A 16,214-nucleotide genomic window follows, 5' to 3' on the forward strand; every position below is an offset into this window, starting at 1 on the left:
CCGAGGTCTCGCGTGTGCCGCCCGAAACTGTCAACACTGCAGGCGATGTCAGGTAGCGGGCGGCCACGAAGCGAGTAGGGCGGGTGTCAGGCGGCGTTGTGTTCGATCAAGCTGTTGGCGCAGTCGAGAACGGCCTGGTTGGCGGGGCGGGGCTGCCAGCCGAGGAGGCGCTTCGCCTTGTCGGTGCTGTGCCGGCTGCGGCGGCCGAGGGCGGGGATGACTTCGCCGAGGGACGCGTCGCTGAGGCGCGCGGCGAGCCGGACGGCGAAGTCGGGCAGCTGACGGGTCGAGACCTGCTTGCCGCGCGGGCCGAGGCCGTCGTGCAGGGCGCGGGCCATGTCACGCATCCACATGAATTCGCCGGTGGCGAGGAAACGTTCGCCAGCGGCGGCGGGCTCGGTCATCGCCCTGATGTGGATGTCGGCGAGGTCGCGGACGTCCACGATTTCCAGTCCGATGCGCGGGACGCCGGGCAGCTTGCCGGAGACCATGCGGCTGACGATGTCGACGGATCCGGTGGTGTTCGTGGTGAGGATCGGGCCGAAGACCGCGCCGGGCAGGATAGTGGTGAGCTCGGTCGGTCCGTCGTAGTCGGCCATGAAGTCCCAGGCCGCGCGCTCGGCGAGGGTCTTGGACCGACGGTACGGGATCAGCGTCGGATCGTCGGGATCGGTCCACAGCGTTTCGTCGGTGATGCCGTCGGTCGCGTAGGACGAGGGGCTCGACGCGTTCGCCGCCGAGGTCAGCACCACTCGTTTCACGCCCGCCTCGGTGGCCGCGCGCAGCACCCGTAGCGCGCCGCCGCGGGCCGCGTCGATCAGCGCGTCCACGTCGTCGGAGTTGCGGCCGAGCGGTGAGGCGACGTGCAGCACGTAGTCGACGTCCTTGACCGCGGCAGCCCAGCCATCGTCCGAGGTGAGGTCGGCAATGGCGAAGCTCAGCCGCCCGGCCGGGTCGACCGCGGTGGACACGGCCGACAGCACCGCCCCTTCCTTGTCTCTACCTCGCACGGTCGTGCGCACGTCGTAGCCGCGCTCCAGCAGCTCGACAATGCACCACCCCGCTACGTAGCCACTTCCCCCGGTAACCAGAACCAACTCACCCATCGTCGTCCTCCAATGTGTTCGGAACGCTTGTGCGAGAATGAAACGGAGACCCCTCCGTTAATGACCGTGAGCGTACCGGAGGGCCCTCCGTTTAGCAAAAGAGTGTGTATGGGCAAAGTGTGTATGGATGGAGCGCCGACATTGGTGGACACGCCGAAGCAGGCCAGAGCTGATGCCCGAACCAATCGCGAACGCGTCCTCGTCGCCGCCAGGGACGCGTTCACCGTTTCCGGTGGCACGTCCCTGACGGCGATCGCCAAACAGGCCGGTGTCGGCATCGGGACGCTGTACCGGCACTTCCCGAATCGGGAATCGCTCATCGTCGCGCTCTACCGCCACGACATCCAGGAACTCATCGACCTGGCCCCGACCCTGCTCGCCGCACATCCACCGCTGACCGCGCTGCGACTATGGTTCGACGAGGTCGCTCGATACGGACAGCTCAAATACGGTGTCGCCGAGGTCATTCACGCGGCAACCAACGGCGGCCTCGACGACGAGCACTACCAGCCGTTCGTCGGCGCGATCGCCCTGCTCCTCGACAGCGGCGTCGCAGCGGGCGCACTCAAGCCCGACCTCGATCCCGAGGACGTACTGCTCCAACTGAGCGTGCTGTGGCGGATCAACCCCGAGAATGGCGGCACCGAACGAGCCGCCCGCATCCTCGACCTCATCGTCGACGGGCTACAGATCAACCCTCCGACCGCGTGAACCCGCGACAGTCGAGCTGTCGCTGATGTGCAGGACCGTGTCGGCGGTGTCGAGGGTTGCCTGGTCGAGTTGGAAGTAGCCCTTCTCGGGAGCGGTGCCGGTACGGGTGCGACCGGTGGCGATCGTGGCGGCCGATGCCAGGCCCCAGGTGCTGATTCGGCTCTGCAACATGCCCTCGTAGGTATCCGGTTCGGGCGCAGGGAGTTCGAGACCTTCGCTGTAGCCCAGGCTGCCTGCGATGAAGGTGTACTGCTCGCCCCATAGCGCTCCGACGATAGCGCCGACGCCGACCCAGTCGAGGACCATGCCTGCCATGCGCATGGTGCCGGGGTGCCGCCGCAGGTGGAGGTTGTGCGCGTGGGCCAGGGTCGGGCCGCGACCGGCCTCGATGCCGCGGATGTCGAGGAGGTTCTGGGCCATGATCGCGTCCCGGGTGGACGACAGGAGGGATATGCGTGCGTCCAGCTCGAGGGGGCGCGCTGCTTGCCTGTGGTAGCGGAGCAGAGCGATGCCGGCGGTGAGATGTGTTCTGGCCCTTCGCCACTCGGCGTGTGATGTGGTCGCGGTCAGTTCTGGTGCGCGTGCCTCGAGTGCCATGAGCATGTCGTTGGCGATCGACCGCAACCGCGCAGCCTCAGGCGTGGCACCGATCGACTTGGCCGCGTCCAGGATCGCTTCCTCGCGGTTCCAAAGTTCGTCGGCGCCTAAGAGAGTCGCGAGGTCGACGTCGAATTGCAGGTAGTCGCGGGCGCATTCGAGGTAGCGGCGTGGGCTGGGGGCGGTGGTGTTCTCTGTTGGTGCGTCGAAGCCATGGAAGGTCAGTTGCTCTTCCGGTGGCCGGTGCTGGTTGTATTCGTGCATCCAGCCGACCAGTTGCCTGTTGCCTTCTAGCTTTCCCCAGCCGTGCGAGAAGCCTTCGCTCATCGCAGAGTCGAGGCTGCCGATGCCGACTTGGACGAAGTCGTTGACGGTGAGCGCGGCGATGCGGTCGATTTCCAGGGCGATCGACCGGAAGCCGAGGTCGACCAGTTGGGCGAACAGTTCGTTGCGGACCAGCTGGAAGGCCGGTTCCTGGTGGGTCGGCTCCCCCAGCGCTACCAGGTCACATGGTGTGGGTACGAAGTCCCGAATGTTCTGACTCATGTGTCTGAATCGTATCATTGAAAGGTCGGTTGAGACTTTTACGATCGCTGACCGCTCATCGGTGCGGTAAAGTCTCAAACCGGTGATCACACTGCGACCAACCGACCTAGCCCGCGAGCACGGCCTATCGACCCAAGCCGTCCGCAACTACGAGCAGGACGGCTGCATCCCGCCCGCTGAGCGCACACCCAGCGGCTACCGGATCTACACCGAGGTGCATGCCGCGGCCCTGCGCACCTACCTGTCGCTCATTCCGGCATACGGGCACGCGGCCGGCGGCCAGATCATGAACGCACTCCACAATGCCGGAATCGACGGGGTTCTGGTGGCGATCGACCGTGGCCACAGCCAATTGCTCCGCGACAGAGACACTCTCGATGCGGTGCGGAAGGCGGTGGCCCATCTGACGGCCGAGTCCGATTCTGTCGCAGACCTATCCGAGGACACCGAGACCCGAACCATCGGCGAACTCGCGCACCGACTCCGGATTACCCCTGCGACCCTGCGCAATTGGGAAGCCGCGGGGATTCTCGCTCCGACTCGCGACCCGGCGACCGGGTACCGCCGTTACAGCGCAAGCGATCTCCGCGACGCCCACCTCACCGATCTCCTCCGGCGCGGCGGCTACCCGCTGGACCACATCCGCACCGTGGTCCAGCAGATCCGAACAGCAGGCGGCACAGACGCATTGGCCGCCGCCCTGAACGACTGGCAGCGCAAACTCAATGCACAGGGCCTCGCCATGCTCAACGCCGCGACTCAGCTCAATCATTACCTGAGCGTGCTCACGCCCCCGCACGCCCCTTGATTTCCCGCACCTGGAATCGCATGCGAATCTCGGTGCGGGAAATCAGGAAGCGTGCGGCTCAGGCGGTGCGGATGGCCTCGAGCGGGCGCTTCTCCGCCTCGTCCGCAGTGCGGGTGAAGGTGAGGACGCCGTCCTCGATCGCACCCTTGCGCAGCATCTTGCGGTCACGGAAGTAGTTGTTGACGACCTGCCACGGACCGGTCGTGCCTTGCCGGGGCATGACCGCATCGCCGCGCTGGATGTAGCCGGAGGTGAGGGCGCCGCCCATGACCGAATCGGCGGAACGTTCGCCTTCTTCGGCCACCGCAACCACTTTCGTGTAGCCACGCGACTTCATGTGGTTGAGCAGTCGGCAGAAGTACTCGGCGGCGAGGTCGGCCTTGAGCGTCCACGAGGCGTTGGTGTAGCCGAGGACCATCATCGCGTTGGGCACGCCGTCGAGCATCGCACCCTTGTAGACGACCCGGTCGCGGGTGACCACCGGCTCGCCGTCGAGCTCGAGGGTGGCGCCACCGAGCATCTGCACGCGCAGGCCGGTCGCGCTGATCACGATGTCGGCTTCCAGTTCCTCGCCCGAGGCGAGGCGGATGCCGGTCTCGGTGAAGGTCTCGATGCGGTCGGTGACGATGGCCGCCTTGCCGCTGCGCAGCACCTTGAACAGGTCACCGTTCGGCACGACGCACAGCCGCTGGTCCCACGGGTTGTAGGACGGCGTGAAGTGCCGCATGTCGATGTTCGGGCCGAGCCACATCCGCACCGCGCCGAGCATCACCTTGCGCGACGCGGCGGGATTGGTGCGGGACAGCTGAAAACTGGCGCGCTGCAACGCAATATTGCGCGCCCGGCCCGACCGGTAGGCCAGCTTCGCGGGCAAGCGGGCCAGCTTCATGCCGACGGCGACCGGGTCGTTCGCGGGCAGCGCGGTGACGTAGGTGGGCGACCGCTGCAGCATGGTGACATGCGCGGCGTCCTTGCTCATCGCGGGGATCAGGGTGATGGCGGTGGCGCCGCTGCCGATCACCACGACCCGCTTGCCGCGGTAGTCGAGATCCTCGGGCCAGTGCTGCGGATGCACGATCTGCCCGCCGAAGTCGGCCTCGCCGGGGAATTCCGGGCGGTAACCGTTGTCGTAGTCGTAGTAGCCGGTGCAGCCGACGAGGAAGTTGCTGGTGAAGACCTCGATGGCGCCGGTCTGCTCGTCGAGTGCCTCGACCGTCCAGATGCCTGCCTCGCTCGACCAGCGGGCGGTGGTCACCTTGCGACCGAAGTGGATGTGCTCCTTGACGCCGTATTCGACGGCGGTGTCCTCGACGTACTGGCGGATGCTCGGGCCGTCGGCCAGCACCTTGGTGCCGATCCAGGGGCGGAAGCCGTAGCCGAAGGTGAGCATGTCCGAGTCGGAACGGATGCCGGGGTACCGGAACAGGTCCCAGGTGCCGCCGATCGCCGAGCGGCGCTCCAGGATCGCGTAGCTGCGTCCGGTTTGCTCGCGGGTGAGGTGGCAGGCCATGCCGATGCCGGAGAGGCCGGCGCCGATGATCAGTACGTCGACATGCCGCGTCATTGAGGAACTCGTTTCGTCTGGTCACGCCTCGGTCACCTTCGACCGAGAGCTTTGGTCGAGGTTACGTGTTATTCAAGGTTACGTCTAGTGCCGATTGCTGAGAACATGCTGCCGACCGGGCGTAATTAAAACCTCGCTGGTTTCAAACGGTGACTCCGCCGCGCCGCGCGCACAGCATGGATAACTGCGGCGTGCTCAGCAGCGCACCGGAGATCTTGTCCCCTACCCGAGGTGTCGCGTGTCATCAATTGTCTTGGAGCCGACACCGATTCGGGTTCGGTCGGCGGCTCGGTGGCGGCCGCGCAAGACCTGGTTGCGGGTGGTCAGCCCGCTGGTCATCGTGCTGGCGTGGCAGCTGGCCAGCGTCAGCGGTGTGCTGCCGGAACGGCTGCTCGCCTCGCCGGTAACGGTTGTGCGGACCACCTGGGAGCTGCTGCAGGAAGGCACGTTGCAGGAGGCGATCACGGTATCGCTCGGCCGGGCGGCGACGGGGTTCGTGATCGGTGCCGTGCTGGGGATCGGCCTAGCCATCATCGCCGGACTGAGCACGGTCGGCGAGTACGTCGTCGATCCGCCGATGCAGATGCTGCGGACGGTGCCGTTCTACGGGCTGATCCCGTTGCTCATCCTGTGGTTCGGGATCGGTGAGCTGCCGAAGGTGGTGCTCGTCGCGTTCGGTGCGGCGATTCCGTTGTATCTCAATACGTTCGCCGGAATCCGGGGCGTGGACGGCAAGTTGGCCGAGCTCGCTCGGGTGCAGCAGCTCGGCCGGATCGCTTTGATCGGGCACATCGTGCTGCCTGGAGCGCTGCCGCAGACCTTGGTCGGGTTGCGTCAGTCGCTGGGTATCGCGTGGCTGGCGTTGATCGTCGCCGAGCAGGTCAATGCCGATGCGGGACTCGGGTTTCTGATCAACGATGCCCGGGAGTTCCTGCGCACCGACGTCATCGTCGTCGGACTGCTGGTGTACTGCGTGCTCGGTCTGCTGACCGACGCGTTCGTCCGATTGATCGAGCGAAAGGCGCTGGCATGGCGACGCGGATTCCTGGGGCAGTGATCACCGAAGAGCGGATCGAAGACGTCGAATGGCATTCGGCGGCAACGACTTCTGCGGAAGACGCGGCGGAGACGCCAGTTGCCCGGGTACGCGGGCTGATTCGCGATTTCGACGGCCGTCGCGTCCTCGACGGACTCGATCTCGACATCGCGCCAGGCGAATTCGTCGCACTGCTCGGTCGCAGCGGCTCGGGCAAGTCCACCCTGCTACGCGCACTCGCGGGCCTCGATCGCGGCATCGAAGGCGAGCTCACCACGCACGGCACCATCGCCGTGGCCTTCCAGGAACCGCGCCTGGTGCCGTGGAAACGAGTGCTGGCCAACGTATTTCTCGGCCTGCGCCACAGCGACCCCAAGGCCGCGGCCCGTGCCGCACTCGCCGAGGTCGGCCTCGCTGAGCACGCGAACGCTTGGCCGCTCACCCTCTCCGGCGGTGAAGCGCAACGAGCCAGCCTGGCCCGCGCGCTGGTCCGGGAGCCGGATCTGCTGCTGCTCGACGAGCCCTTCAGCGCCCTCGACGCGTTGACCCGGATCACCATCCACCGCCTGGTCATCGACCTGTGGCAGCGCCGCAAACCGGGCGTCCTGCTGGTCACCCACGACGTCGACGAGGCGTTGCGGCTGGCCGATCGGGTGCTCGTGCTCGGCGACGGCCGCATCGCCCACGAGTCCCGCATCGAGCTGCCGCGCCCGCGCCGCAACGACCACCCGCACCTGCTCTCCCTGCGCAACACACTGCTCGCCGAACTGGGCGTGGCACCGGAAGGAACCGCATGAAAGCCAGAAGGCTGCTGCTCGCAACGACTCTCGCACTGGTCGTGGCGGTCGGCTCAGCCTGTGGGTCCGACAAGGCCGACGATGCGGCGGTCCGCCCCGACGGTTCGATCGACCTCTCTCAGGTGACGTTGCACGCTGGTGATCAGAAGGGCACTGGGCTCCAGGCACTGCTCACCGCCGCGGGCGAGCTGGACAAGACGCCCTACAAGATCACCTGGTCGCAGTACCAGTCCGGCCCGCCGATGCTGGAGGCGATCAACTCCGGTGCGGTCGACGTCGGCGGTGTCGGCAATGCCCCGCCGGTGTTCGCGGCCGCGGCCAAGTCGGCGATCAAGATCGTCAGCGGCTATCAGCTCGGCACCGAGGGCCAAGCCATCGTGGTGCCCAAGGATTCGCCCCTGCGCTCCCCGGAAGAGTTGCGCGGCAAGAAGATCGCTGTCGCCAAGGGTAGTTCGGCGCACCACCACCTGCTCGCCGTGCTGAACAAGGCGGGCATCAAGTGGGATCAGATCGAACCGCAGTACCTGCAGCCGCCGGACGCGCTCGCCGCGCTGTCCACCGGCCGAGTCGACGCCTGGGCCATCTGGGACCCGTACACCGCGCAGGCCGAGCAGCAGTCGAACGCGCGAATCCTGGTGAACGGCACCGGGTATGTCGCAGGCGATGCCTTCTTCGTCGCCAGCAACAAGGCGCTGGACAGCAAGGCGACCTCCGCCGCACTACGCGACCTGCTGGCCCGGATCGCGCGGGCACACACCTGGGTGAACGATCACCCGGAGCAGTGGGCGAAGACCTACGCCGAGCTCACCGGCCTGCCCTATGACGTGATTCTCACCGTCGTGAAACGTGGCCGCTACCAAGACCATCAGCTCAACCCCGCCGCCATCACCGCCGAACAGGGTGTCGCGGATGCGTTCGCCGGCGCCGGGCTCATCCCCGGAAAGGTGAACATCACCGACTTCACCGACACCCGTTTCAATGACCTGTTCCCCGCTTCCTGAGGAGTTGGCTCACCATGACATTGTCATTCCATTGGTTCCTGCCCACCTACGGCGATTCCCGCGGCTTGGTCGCGGGCGGGCACGGCACCTTCATGTCCGGTGACCGTCCCGCGACGCTGCGCTACCTGAACCAGATCGGCGCGGCCGCCGAGGACAACGGCTTCGAGGCCGTCCTCACGCCGACCGGCGCCTGGTGCGAGGACGCCTGGCTCACCACGGCGATGATGGTCGACACCACCGAGACGCTGAAGTTCCTGGTCGCGCTGCGCCCCGGCCTGGTCAGCCCGACCCTCGCGGCGCAGATGGCGGGCACCTTCCAGCGGCATTCGCAGGGCAGGCTGCTGCTGAACGTGGTGACCGGCGGCGAGCCGCACGAGCAGCAGGCCTACGGCGACTTCCTGGACAAGGAGCAGCGCTACGCGCGCACCGGCGAATTCCTGCACGTGGTGCGGGAGCTGTGGAACTCGCACGAGCCGATCACGTTCGAGGGCGAGCACATTCACGTCCGCGACGCGCTGCTGAGCAACCGGCCCGATCCGGTTCCGCCGGTGTTCTTCGGCGGTTCCTCGGCACCGGCCGGACCGGTCGCGGCCCGCTACGCCGACACCTACCTCACCTGGGGTGAGCCGCTGCTCGCGGTGAGCAGGAAGCTGGAGTGGATCCGGCGGCTGGCCGTCGACCAGGGCCGCATCCTCGACTACGGCCTGCGCATCCATGTGATCAGCCGCGACACCTCGGAGGAGGCGTGGGCCGAGGCGGATCGGCTGCTGCAGGGCATCGATCCGGCCGACGTCGAGCGGGTGCAGGCGAGCCTGGCGCGCAGCGAGTCGGAGGGGCAGCGGCGGATGTCCGAGCTGCACGGCGGCAGCACCGATCGGCTGGAGATCGCGCCCAACCTGTGGGCCGGGGTCGGCCTGGTGCGCGGTGGCGCGGGCACGGCGCTGGTCGGCTCGCACGCCGAGGTCGCCGAGCGGCTGATCGAGTACTCGAAGCTGGGCATCAGTCACTTCATCCTGTCCGGATATCCGCACCTGGAGGAGGCGTACTGGTTCGGCGAGGGCGTGCTGCCGATCCTGGAGCGCAAGGGGCTCTGGAGCCACCCGTCCCGCCCGGCCGCCACCCCGGTCGCGACACCCTTCGCGGCGTCGTCCAGCAGCTGATTTACCTGGTCGCCGACTTCCCCAGTTACACCCAGTTAACGGTGACTGACTCACTTCAATCAGAATGGTCTGTCGGTCCGGCTCACAGGCGGGACCGCTAGACGAGTTCATAAGGGAGTCATGACCACCCCAGCCGCTCAGCGATGGCGCCGCCGCCTGCCCGACACCGCGACGACCGACGGAGCGCCGACGCTGGCGCGCAGACTCGGACGCGTCGACCTCACGTCGATGGGCGTCGGCACCATCGTCGGCGCGGGCATCTTCGTGATCACCGGCGTGGCCGCCGCGGAGAAGGCCGGGCCGTCGATCGTGCTGTCGTTCCTGCTGGCCGGGACGGTCTGCGTGCTGGTCGCGCTCTGCTACAGCGAGCTGGCGGCGATGGTGCCGGTGTCCGGCAGTGCGTACACCTATACCTACGCCACGCTCGGCGAGGGGCCCGCGTTCCTGGTCGGGTGGAATCTGTTGCTGGAGTTCGTGATCGCGGGGGCCGCGGTCGCGATCGGCTGGTCCGGGACGACGGTGTCGGCGCTGGATTCGATCTTCGGGATCACGGTGCCGAAGGCCATCGCGGCGGGTCCGGCCGAGGGCGGGATCGTGAATCTGCCTGCGGTGCTGATCATCTGCGTGATCGTCGCGGTGCTGGTCGGCGAGGTGTCGCTGACCGCGCGGATCACTAAGGCGCTGGTCGGGGTGACGATCGGCGTGCTGGTGCTGGTGGTCGCGGTCGGTGCGCCGCATATCGACATCGACAACTGGACTCCGTTCGCGCCCTTCGGTTTCAGCGGCATCGTCGGCGGCGCGGCCATCGCGTTCTTCGCCTTCCTCGGCTTCGATGTGGTGGCGGCCTCGGCCGAGGAGGCGCGCAATCCGCGCCGGGACGTGCCGTTCGCCATCATCGGCACGGTGCTCATCGCGACCGTACTGTATGCCCTGGTCAGCGCCGTGTTGACCGGTATCGCGCCGTTCGCGTCGCTGAACAACGGGGCACCGATCGCGACGGCGTTCGAGGGGTTGAAGATCGGCTGGATCGGCAATGTCATCGTGGTCGCCTCGATCATCGCGTTGACCAAGGGTTTGTTGATGATCGTCTACGCACAGGTGCGGCTGGCGTTCGCGATGTGCCGAGATCGGTTGCTGCCCTGCGGTCTTGCGCAGACCGGTAAGAAGTCCACGCCGGTCCGGTTGACGCTGCTGCTCGGTGTGTTCTGCGCGACGATCGCCGGGTTGCTGCCGATCGACATCGTGGTGGAGCTGGTGAACATCGGGGCGCTGTCCGCGTTCGCGGTGGTGTGCGTGGGCGTGCTGGTGTTGCGCCGGGCCGAGCCCGAGCGGGAGCGGCCGTTCCGGACGCCGTTCGTGCCGGTGGTTCCGGTGCTCGCGCTGATCGGGTGCGTGCTGCTCGCGACGACCCTGGACGGATTGACCTGGGTGCGGTTCGCGGTGTGGGTGGTGGTCGGCCTCGCCGTCTACCTCGGATACGGCCGCAAACGCTCCACTCTCGCGCCCGCTGCTGCTGACTAACCGCCGCTCAGCAGCAGGAACCGACCCGCGTCAGTCGGGATATCTCACATATGACGTGGAATCCATTGCGCCCCATGCGCGTTTTCGGCAGGCTCACTAGATGCCGAACGTACTGGTGAGGCGCCGTATGAAGGGACGATGAACGATGTCGGACGACGAGAAGACGATCCGGGTTCTGATCGAGCGGTGGGCCGCCGCCGTGCACGCGGGTGACCTGGCTGCCGTTCTCGCCGATCACGCACCCGACATCGTCATGTTCGATGTGCCGCCGCCGGACGAGGGCCTGCGCGGTATCGACGCCTACCAGGCGGCCTGGCCCGGCTTCTTCGAGTGGCAGGCGCAGGGCGCGACGTTCGAGATCGTCTCGCTGGACGTCACGGCGGGCGCCGACGTCGCGTTCGCCCACGCCCTGCTGCTGTGCGGCACGGCCGAAGACTTCGCCAAGGACCCGAACCGCCGCCTGCGCCTCACCCTCGGCCTGCGCAAGGAAAACGGGCGGTGGATCGTGTCGCACGAGCACCACTCGTTCCCGGACGCCAGCCTGCCCGCCGTCTGATCGGTCGGCAGCCGCACGGGTTTTGACATCCGCACGCGTGTCAGTCCGGCAAGTCTGCGTGCGGGAAATCAGAAGGCGTGCGGCTGTCACTTCAACCAGCGGCCGGGCTGAAGAACAGGCCGAAGCCGTACGCGTCGCGCGCTGAGACGAAGAATCCGTCGAAGGTGCCGCGGGTGTCGATGCCAGCGCTGTCCACGATTGCGCGGGCGGCTGCCACATCATCGACCGCGATGGTCATTGCTGCGAGATCGGACGTGGCGGGGGCCGGTCCGCCGGGGTGCAGGTTCCCTGCGATAGGTCTCTGGCTCACACCACAGTTCGCGTCGGCGAGCAGGTCGTCAGTACTCCGGTGCTAGACGCGAATGGCGCTGCGGCGGGACGTCTTCCGGGGGTGCCGATTCCTACCGTCGGTTCATGCCAACAACACACTCCGCCGCGCTCGCCAATCGGTCGACGGCGCGACCGCGCCGCCGCGGCGCGGTCGCCGAGGCCGCTACCCGGCTGCATCGGCCGCTGACCTGGATGACGCTCACGATGGCCGCGTTGGTCGTCTTCTGTCTGGTGGCGATGCTGGTCGACGATCGCATGCTGCTCGGTGAGTCGGTCTGGTTGAAGCCGCTGAAGTTCGGGGTGGCGTTCGGGCTCTACGGGCTCACGCTGGCGTGGCTGTTGTCGTTGCCGCACAGGGGCAGTCGTGCGACCTGGTGGTTGGGCACGGTGTTCGCGGTGACCGGGTTCATCGATGTCGGCTTCATCGCCCTGCAGGCCGCGCGCGGCACGTTCAGCCACTTCAACGACGAGACCGACGCGGTGAACGAGATCGGCCAGCAGGTGTTCCAGTCCGGGGTGCCCGGGCTGTTCCTGGCGAACCTGATCATCGTGCTGATCCTGTCCTGGCAGCGGCTGGTGGATCGGCCGACCACGCGGGCGATCCATGCCGGGTTGTTCCTGGCGGTCGTCGGGATGATGCTCGGGTATCTGATGGGTTTCACCGGTAAGCAACTGGTCCGTGATACCGACGGCAACGTCGTCGAACTGGTCGCCGGACACACCGTCATCGATCCCGCCCACCGCGATCTGTCGCCACGTGACGGCGCGGCGGGCATGCCGATCACACATTGGAGCACGATCGGTGGCGACCTCCGTGTCCCCCACTTCATCGGATTGCACGGCATCCAGGTGCTGCTTCTGGCTGTCGTCGTCCTGGCGTGGTTGGCCCCGCGGTACCCCTGGCTGCGGGCCGAACGCACCCGGGCCGCGGTAATCGGCGTGCTGGCCCTCGGCTATACCGGTCTACTGGCCATTGTGTTCACCCAAGCGATGCGCGCCCAGTCACTCGTCCACCCGGACGGCACCACCCTGACCGCCTTCGCCGGGCTCACCTCAGGCGTCGCCGTCTTGCTCGGTGTCATCTACTGGCGGGCCCGGGCCACGGTGCGCCTCGATGCCTCAGCCAACCTCCACCCGGAGCCCACCTCGCTACGTCTGGTGACCGATCCAAAGCCGACCGACATCCGCGTGTAGCTACCCGGTCCGGTTGTCCCCATCGCACTCGAGGTAGGAACCGGCTCTCGACTGATGCTGCGGCGTTCGTCGACACCCATCACGTTGCGCCCGACGAGAAGTCGGCGTTCGACGTGGGTGCGCGACTACCTGAGCCGTTCGTCACCGGCAACAAGGTGATCCGACGTGAGTCTCGAGGAGCTCGGCGGCGCGCAGAGCCAGGCCAAGTGCGGCGAGAGCACGGTTCCTACCTCGAGGCAGATGTGTTGGACGTGCCGGTCAGCGTAGGCGTTCCGCGTCCCGAGTCAGCTCGAGCAGCGTCTTGCCCAGCGTCGCCAGCTCATCGGGACTCGCGCCCTCGTCGATGGCGATGGTGAGGTCCTCGGCGGCGCAGCGGGCGGCGAACCAGCGGTCCGCCAGATCGGCGGCCTCCTGGGCGCTGAGCACGACGGAGTCGTCCGGGATCCCCGTTCCCTTGAGACTGTTGCGATGTTCGTAGGCACGTTGGCGACAGGACTGACGGCAGTACCGGCGGCGACGCCCGGCCTCGGACTCCACGATCTCCCGCCCACACCACAGGCAGGACATCTGGCGAGAGTGACGACGATCAGAGATGGAACACACCCCCTAGCGGGACAGCGAGCGGCGCGACATGACGCAGAACCTTAATCGCTCGACGCCGCGAACCCGCTCAGCGACCCCCGAGAACCGCCGGACGGCGGGCGCGGCGAGGTCGGCGCGCCGTTGGCACTACAATGGAACGGTTCCGTGGCCCGTCGGGAACTATCGGCGCAGGCCCGTTCGTTGCACATAAGGTCCAGCGAGCACCAACCGCTCGTACGGTCGCAGCAACAAGACTCGAGCACACAGGGAGAGGCACACCATGGCAGATCGCGTACTCCGGGGCAGTCGGCTCGGAGCGGTGAGCTACGAGACCGATCGCGACCACGACCTGGCTCCGCGTCGGATCGCCCGGTACCGCACCGACAACGGTGAAGAGTTCGACGTCCCGTTCGCCGACGACGCCGAGATCCCCCCGACGTGGCTTTGCCGCAACGGTCAGGAAGGCATGCTGATCGAGGGCACCACCGTCGAGACCAAGAAGGTCAAGCCCCCGCGCACCCACTGGGACATGCTGCTGGAGCGTCGCAGCAAGGAAGAGCTCGAGGAGCTGCTCAAGGAGCGCCTCGACCTCCTCAAGACCCGCCGCCGGGTCTAATCAGCCGAAAAGGCCGCCTACATCGAAAGATGAAGGCGGCCTTTCGCATACCCGCGTCTAGCCTCTGTGAACCGTGTGCACGATCTGTGAGTCCCCCTGGATCAGTCTGATCTTGAATGTCTAGTGGCTGGCTACTTTTCGGTACTGGAGGAGGGCGAGGGGGACGGCGAGGGCGAGGATTAGCAGGGAGCAGGCTATGGCGTATTCGACGCAGTGGTCGGCGGCCCAGCCGGTGGCGTGGGCGAAGGTGGGTGGGGCGTCGTTTTCGAAGAGTTTGCGGCCTGCGCCGGCTACGGCGGTGATGGGGTTCCATTCGGCGATGGTGCGCAGTGGGCCGGGGAGGGTTTGGCCGGGGATGAAGGCGGAGGAGATGAAGGAGAGGGGGAAGAGCCAGATCAGGCCTGCGCTTTGCGCTACTTCGACGTTCGGTGACATCAGGCCGGTGAGCGCGCCGACCCAGGACATGGCGAAGGCGAAGAGCAGGATCACGCCGAAAGCGAGTACGGCGTCGGCGATTCCGCCGTTGATCCGCCAGCCGACGACGTAACCGCAGCCGACCATCACGGCGAGGCTGAGCACGTTGACGACCAGATCGGACAACGTGCGACCCATCAGCACGGCGAGCCGCGACATCGGCAGCGTGCGCATCCGATCGATGATGCCCTTCTGCAGATCACTGGCCAGCCCGACGGTGGTGAACGCCGCGTTGAAAGCGACTGTCTGCGTGAAGATTCCAGCCAACAGGAACTCACGGTACTGGCTGCCGCCCAGCGACCCACCGAAGATATAGGCGAACAGGAACACGAACATCAGCGGCTGAATCGTCGCGGTCACCAGCAAAGTCGGCACCCGCAGGATGGTCAGCAGATTGCGGTGGGCGACGATCGCGCTGTCCCGGAAGATCCGCAACCGCGGCCCCGAATCGAACTGGACAACTTGCATTTTCGGGACTTCGACCACGGCAGTCACGACTGCACCTCGCTGACGCTCGGTTCCGTCGTGCCTGCAAGGGCGGCTGTGTCTTCGGTTCGTTCGCTACGCTCTCTCACGACAGGATCTCCTCTTGTACGTCATCGGTTTCTGGCTGGCGGTCGGCCGCATCGCGGGCCGGCGTGCCGGTGAGCGAAAGGAATACGTCGTCGAGGCTGGGGCGGTGGACTTCGGCGTCCACCACGCACACGCCCGCGTCATCGAGCCTGCGCAGCGCCTCGACCATGGTGCGCGAGCCGTCGCCGACCACGATCGACACCGCGTCGGTGCCCGCCTCGTGGCTCGGCTCGCCGATGCCGACCTGGGCGAGCACGCTCAGCGCGGGCTTGACGTCCTGTCCGGCGGCGAGGGTGACGGTGAGCCGGTCGCCGCCGATGGACATCTTCAGCTCGTCCGCGGAGCCGCGCGCGATCACCCGGCCGCGGTCGATCACGGTGATCCGATCCGCGAGCAGATCGGCTTCTTCCAGATACTGGGTGGTGAGCAGCACGGTGGTGCCGTCGTCGACGAGATCGCCGATGACGCGCCACATGTCGAGCCTGCCGCGCGGATCGAGTCCGGTGGTCGGTTCGTCCAGCACCACCACCGCGGGCCGGGCGACGAGCGCACCGGCCAGGTCGAGCCGTCGCGCCATACCGCCGGAGTAGGTGGCCGCCCTGCGGTGCGCGGCATGCTCCAACCCGAGCGCGTTCAACAGCTCTTCGGCCCGTGCGGTGGACTGCCGCTGCGACATCCCGTACAGCCGGGCCACCATCCGCAGGTTCTCGTAGCCGGACAGATTCGCGTCCACCGCGGCGTATTGGCCGGACAGCCCGATCCGCCGCCGGGCCGCGCCCGGATTGCGCAGCACGTCCACCCCGGCCACCCGGACCGACCCGGCGTCCGGGCGCAGCAGCGTGGTGACGATGCGGACCGTCGTCGTCTTGCCCGCACCGTTCGGCCCGAGCAGGCCCATCACCGTGCCGGTCGGAATCTGCAGATCGATGTTGTCGAGCACCCGGATCTTGCCGTAGCTCTTCACCAGGCCGAGGACTTCTACTGCCAAGCTCACTGGTCAACCTCCACGAGCGACTCCCTTGCCATCGAGGCCGGTATGTCG

General features: G+C 67.0%; 17 protein-coding genes. 10 read left to right on the forward strand and 7 right to left on the reverse strand.

Annotated features, from left to right (window positions below; translation table 11 throughout):
- Window positions 1-86 precede the first annotated feature (86 nt).
- A complete protein-coding gene (locus tag ACQPW1_RS31390; RefSeq protein WP_433655379.1) occupies window positions 87-1,106 on the reverse strand; it encodes an NAD-dependent epimerase/dehydratase family protein in 1,020 nt (339 codons plus the stop codon).
- 144 nt (window positions 1,107-1,250) lie between these two features.
- Here ACQPW1_RS31390 and ACQPW1_RS31395 point away from each other — a divergent pair, with 144 nt between their 5' ends.
- A complete protein-coding gene (locus ACQPW1_RS31395; protein WP_433655380.1) occupies window positions 1,251-1,817 on the forward strand; it encodes a TetR/AcrR family transcriptional regulator in 567 nt (188 codons plus the stop codon).
- Here the strand turns inward: ACQPW1_RS31395 and ACQPW1_RS31400 are convergent.
- Window positions 1,791-2,960, reverse strand: coding sequence for an erythromycin esterase family protein (locus ACQPW1_RS31400; protein WP_433655381.1), 1,170 nt, complete (start codon window positions 2,958-2,960; stop codon window positions 1,791-1,793). The genes ACQPW1_RS31395 and ACQPW1_RS31400 overlap by 27 nt on opposite strands.
- 82 nt (window positions 2,961-3,042) lie before the next feature.
- Here ACQPW1_RS31400 and ACQPW1_RS31405 point away from each other — a divergent pair, with 82 nt between their 5' ends.
- The gene (locus ACQPW1_RS31405) at window positions 3,043-3,768 is read left to right on the forward strand and encodes a TioE family transcriptional regulator (protein ID WP_433655382.1); all 726 of its coding nucleotides are present in this window, start codon (window positions 3,043-3,045) and stop codon (window positions 3,766-3,768) included.
- A 58-nt stretch (window positions 3,769-3,826) separates the two neighbouring features.
- On the opposite strand, the gene ACQPW1_RS31410 is transcribed toward ACQPW1_RS31405, so the two are convergent.
- Window positions 3,827-5,332: a flavin-containing monooxygenase gene (locus tag ACQPW1_RS31410; RefSeq protein ID WP_433655383.1), complete on the reverse strand. Its 1,506-nt coding sequence runs from the start codon at window positions 5,330-5,332 to the stop codon at window positions 3,827-3,829.
- A 319-nt stretch (window positions 5,333-5,651) separates the two neighbouring features.
- Between ACQPW1_RS31410 and ACQPW1_RS31415 the strand changes: the two genes are divergently transcribed.
- From ACQPW1_RS31415 to ACQPW1_RS31440, 6 genes are all read left to right on the forward strand, one after another.
- Complete coding sequence (locus tag ACQPW1_RS31415; protein WP_433665373.1) at window positions 5,652-6,389, forward strand: ABC transporter permease; 738 nt, start codon at window positions 5,652-5,654, stop codon at window positions 6,387-6,389.
- Complete coding sequence (locus ACQPW1_RS31420) at window positions 6,362-7,165, forward strand: ABC transporter ATP-binding protein (RefSeq protein ID WP_433655384.1); 804 nt, start codon at window positions 6,362-6,364, stop codon at window positions 7,163-7,165. The genes ACQPW1_RS31415 and ACQPW1_RS31420 overlap by 28 nt, the downstream gene beginning before the upstream one ends.
- Window positions 7,162-8,166: an ABC transporter substrate-binding protein gene (locus ACQPW1_RS31425; RefSeq protein WP_433655385.1), complete on the forward strand. Its 1,005-nt coding sequence runs from the start codon at window positions 7,162-7,164 to the stop codon at window positions 8,164-8,166. The genes ACQPW1_RS31420 and ACQPW1_RS31425 overlap by 4 nt, the downstream gene beginning before the upstream one ends.
- 14 nt (window positions 8,167-8,180) lie before the next feature.
- Window positions 8,181-9,326 (forward strand): LLM class flavin-dependent oxidoreductase, encoded by a 1,146-nt coding sequence (locus ACQPW1_RS31430; protein WP_433655386.1) that lies wholly within the window; start codon window positions 8,181-8,183, stop codon window positions 9,324-9,326.
- 120 nt (window positions 9,327-9,446) lie between these two features.
- Entirely contained in the window at window positions 9,447-10,847 is a 1,401-nt protein-coding gene (locus ACQPW1_RS31435; protein ID WP_433655387.1) for an APC family permease, read from the forward strand.
- Window positions 10,848-10,992: 145 nt separating this feature from the next.
- Complete coding sequence (locus ACQPW1_RS31440; protein ID WP_433655388.1) at window positions 10,993-11,403, forward strand: YybH family protein; 411 nt, start codon at window positions 10,993-10,995, stop codon at window positions 11,401-11,403.
- Between the two features lie 91 nt (window positions 11,404-11,494).
- On the opposite strand, the gene ACQPW1_RS31445 is transcribed toward ACQPW1_RS31440, so the two are convergent.
- Window positions 11,495-11,713, reverse strand: coding sequence for a hypothetical protein (locus tag ACQPW1_RS31445; protein WP_433655389.1), 219 nt, complete (start codon window positions 11,711-11,713; stop codon window positions 11,495-11,497).
- Window positions 11,714-11,817: 104 nt separating this feature from the next.
- Between ACQPW1_RS31445 and ACQPW1_RS31450 the strand changes: the two genes are divergently transcribed.
- The gene (locus ACQPW1_RS31450) at window positions 11,818-12,927 is read left to right on the forward strand and encodes a hypothetical protein (RefSeq protein WP_433655390.1); all 1,110 of its coding nucleotides are present in this window, start codon (window positions 11,818-11,820) and stop codon (window positions 12,925-12,927) included.
- A gap of 258 nt (window positions 12,928-13,185) precedes the next feature.
- Here ACQPW1_RS31450 and ACQPW1_RS31455 read toward each other — a convergent pair whose 3' ends face one another.
- Window positions 13,186-13,494, reverse strand: a complete 309-nt coding sequence (locus ACQPW1_RS31455) for a hypothetical protein (RefSeq protein ID WP_433655391.1) — start codon at window positions 13,492-13,494, stop codon at window positions 13,186-13,188.
- A 295-nt stretch (window positions 13,495-13,789) separates the two neighbouring features.
- Between ACQPW1_RS31455 and ACQPW1_RS31460 the strand changes: the two genes are divergently transcribed.
- Window positions 13,790-14,125, forward strand: coding sequence for an RNA polymerase-binding protein RbpA (locus ACQPW1_RS31460; RefSeq protein WP_040731279.1), 336 nt, complete (start codon window positions 13,790-13,792; stop codon window positions 14,123-14,125).
- A gap of 120 nt (window positions 14,126-14,245) precedes the next feature.
- On the opposite strand, the gene ACQPW1_RS31465 is transcribed toward ACQPW1_RS31460, so the two are convergent.
- Window positions 14,246-15,067, reverse strand: coding sequence for an ABC transporter permease (locus ACQPW1_RS31465; RefSeq protein ID WP_433665374.1), 822 nt, complete (start codon window positions 15,065-15,067; stop codon window positions 14,246-14,248).
- A 103-nt stretch (window positions 15,068-15,170) separates the two neighbouring features.
- Complete coding sequence (locus ACQPW1_RS31470; protein ID WP_433655392.1) at window positions 15,171-16,166, reverse strand: ATP-binding cassette domain-containing protein; 996 nt, start codon at window positions 16,164-16,166, stop codon at window positions 15,171-15,173.
- Between the last annotated feature and the right edge of the window lie 48 nt (window positions 16,167-16,214).

It is taken from the genome of Nocardia sp. CA-128927 (genome assembly GCF_050955855.1).
Lineage (GTDB): Bacteria > Actinomycetota > Actinomycetes > Mycobacteriales > Mycobacteriaceae > Nocardia.

What these genes read in the sequence shown, in the direction of transcription:
- ACQPW1_RS31410 (WP_433655383.1), bottom strand. Translation starts at nt 5,332, where the DNA reads ATGACGCGGCATGTCGACGTACTGATCATCGGCGCCGGCCTCTCCGGC.
- ACQPW1_RS31440 (WP_433655388.1), top strand. Translation starts at nt 10,993, where the DNA reads ATGTCGGACGACGAGAAGACGATCCGGGTTCTGATCGAGCGGTGGGCC.
- ACQPW1_RS31450 (WP_433655390.1), top strand. Translation starts at nt 11,818, where the DNA reads ATGCCAACAACACACTCCGCCGCGCTCGCCAATCGGTCGACGGCGCGA.
- ACQPW1_RS31460 (WP_040731279.1), top strand. Translation starts at nt 13,790, where the DNA reads ATGGCAGATCGCGTACTCCGGGGCAGTCGGCTCGGAGCGGTGAGCTAC.
- ACQPW1_RS31420 (WP_433655384.1), top strand. Translation starts at nt 6,362, where the DNA reads ATGGCGACGCGGATTCCTGGGGCAGTGATCACCGAAGAGCGGATCGAA.
- ACQPW1_RS31425 (WP_433655385.1), top strand. Translation starts at nt 7,162, where the DNA reads ATGAAAGCCAGAAGGCTGCTGCTCGCAACGACTCTCGCACTGGTCGTG.
- ACQPW1_RS31390 (WP_433655379.1), bottom strand. Translation starts at nt 1,106, where the DNA reads ATGGGTGAGTTGGTTCTGGTTACCGGGGGAAGTGGCTACGTAGCGGGG.
- ACQPW1_RS31435 (WP_433655387.1), top strand. Translation starts at nt 9,447, where the DNA reads ATGACCACCCCAGCCGCTCAGCGATGGCGCCGCCGCCTGCCCGACACC.
- ACQPW1_RS31430 (WP_433655386.1), top strand. Translation starts at nt 8,181, where the DNA reads ATGACATTGTCATTCCATTGGTTCCTGCCCACCTACGGCGATTCCCGC.
- ACQPW1_RS31455 (WP_433655391.1), bottom strand. Translation starts at nt 13,494, where the DNA reads ATGTCCTGCCTGTGGTGTGGGCGGGAGATCGTGGAGTCCGAGGCCGGG.
- ACQPW1_RS31465 (WP_433665374.1), bottom strand. Translation starts at nt 15,067, where the DNA reads ATGCAAGTTGTCCAGTTCGATTCGGGGCCGCGGTTGCGGATCTTCCGG.
- ACQPW1_RS31400 (WP_433655381.1), bottom strand. Translation starts at nt 2,960, where the DNA reads ATGAGTCAGAACATTCGGGACTTCGTACCCACACCATGTGACCTGGTA.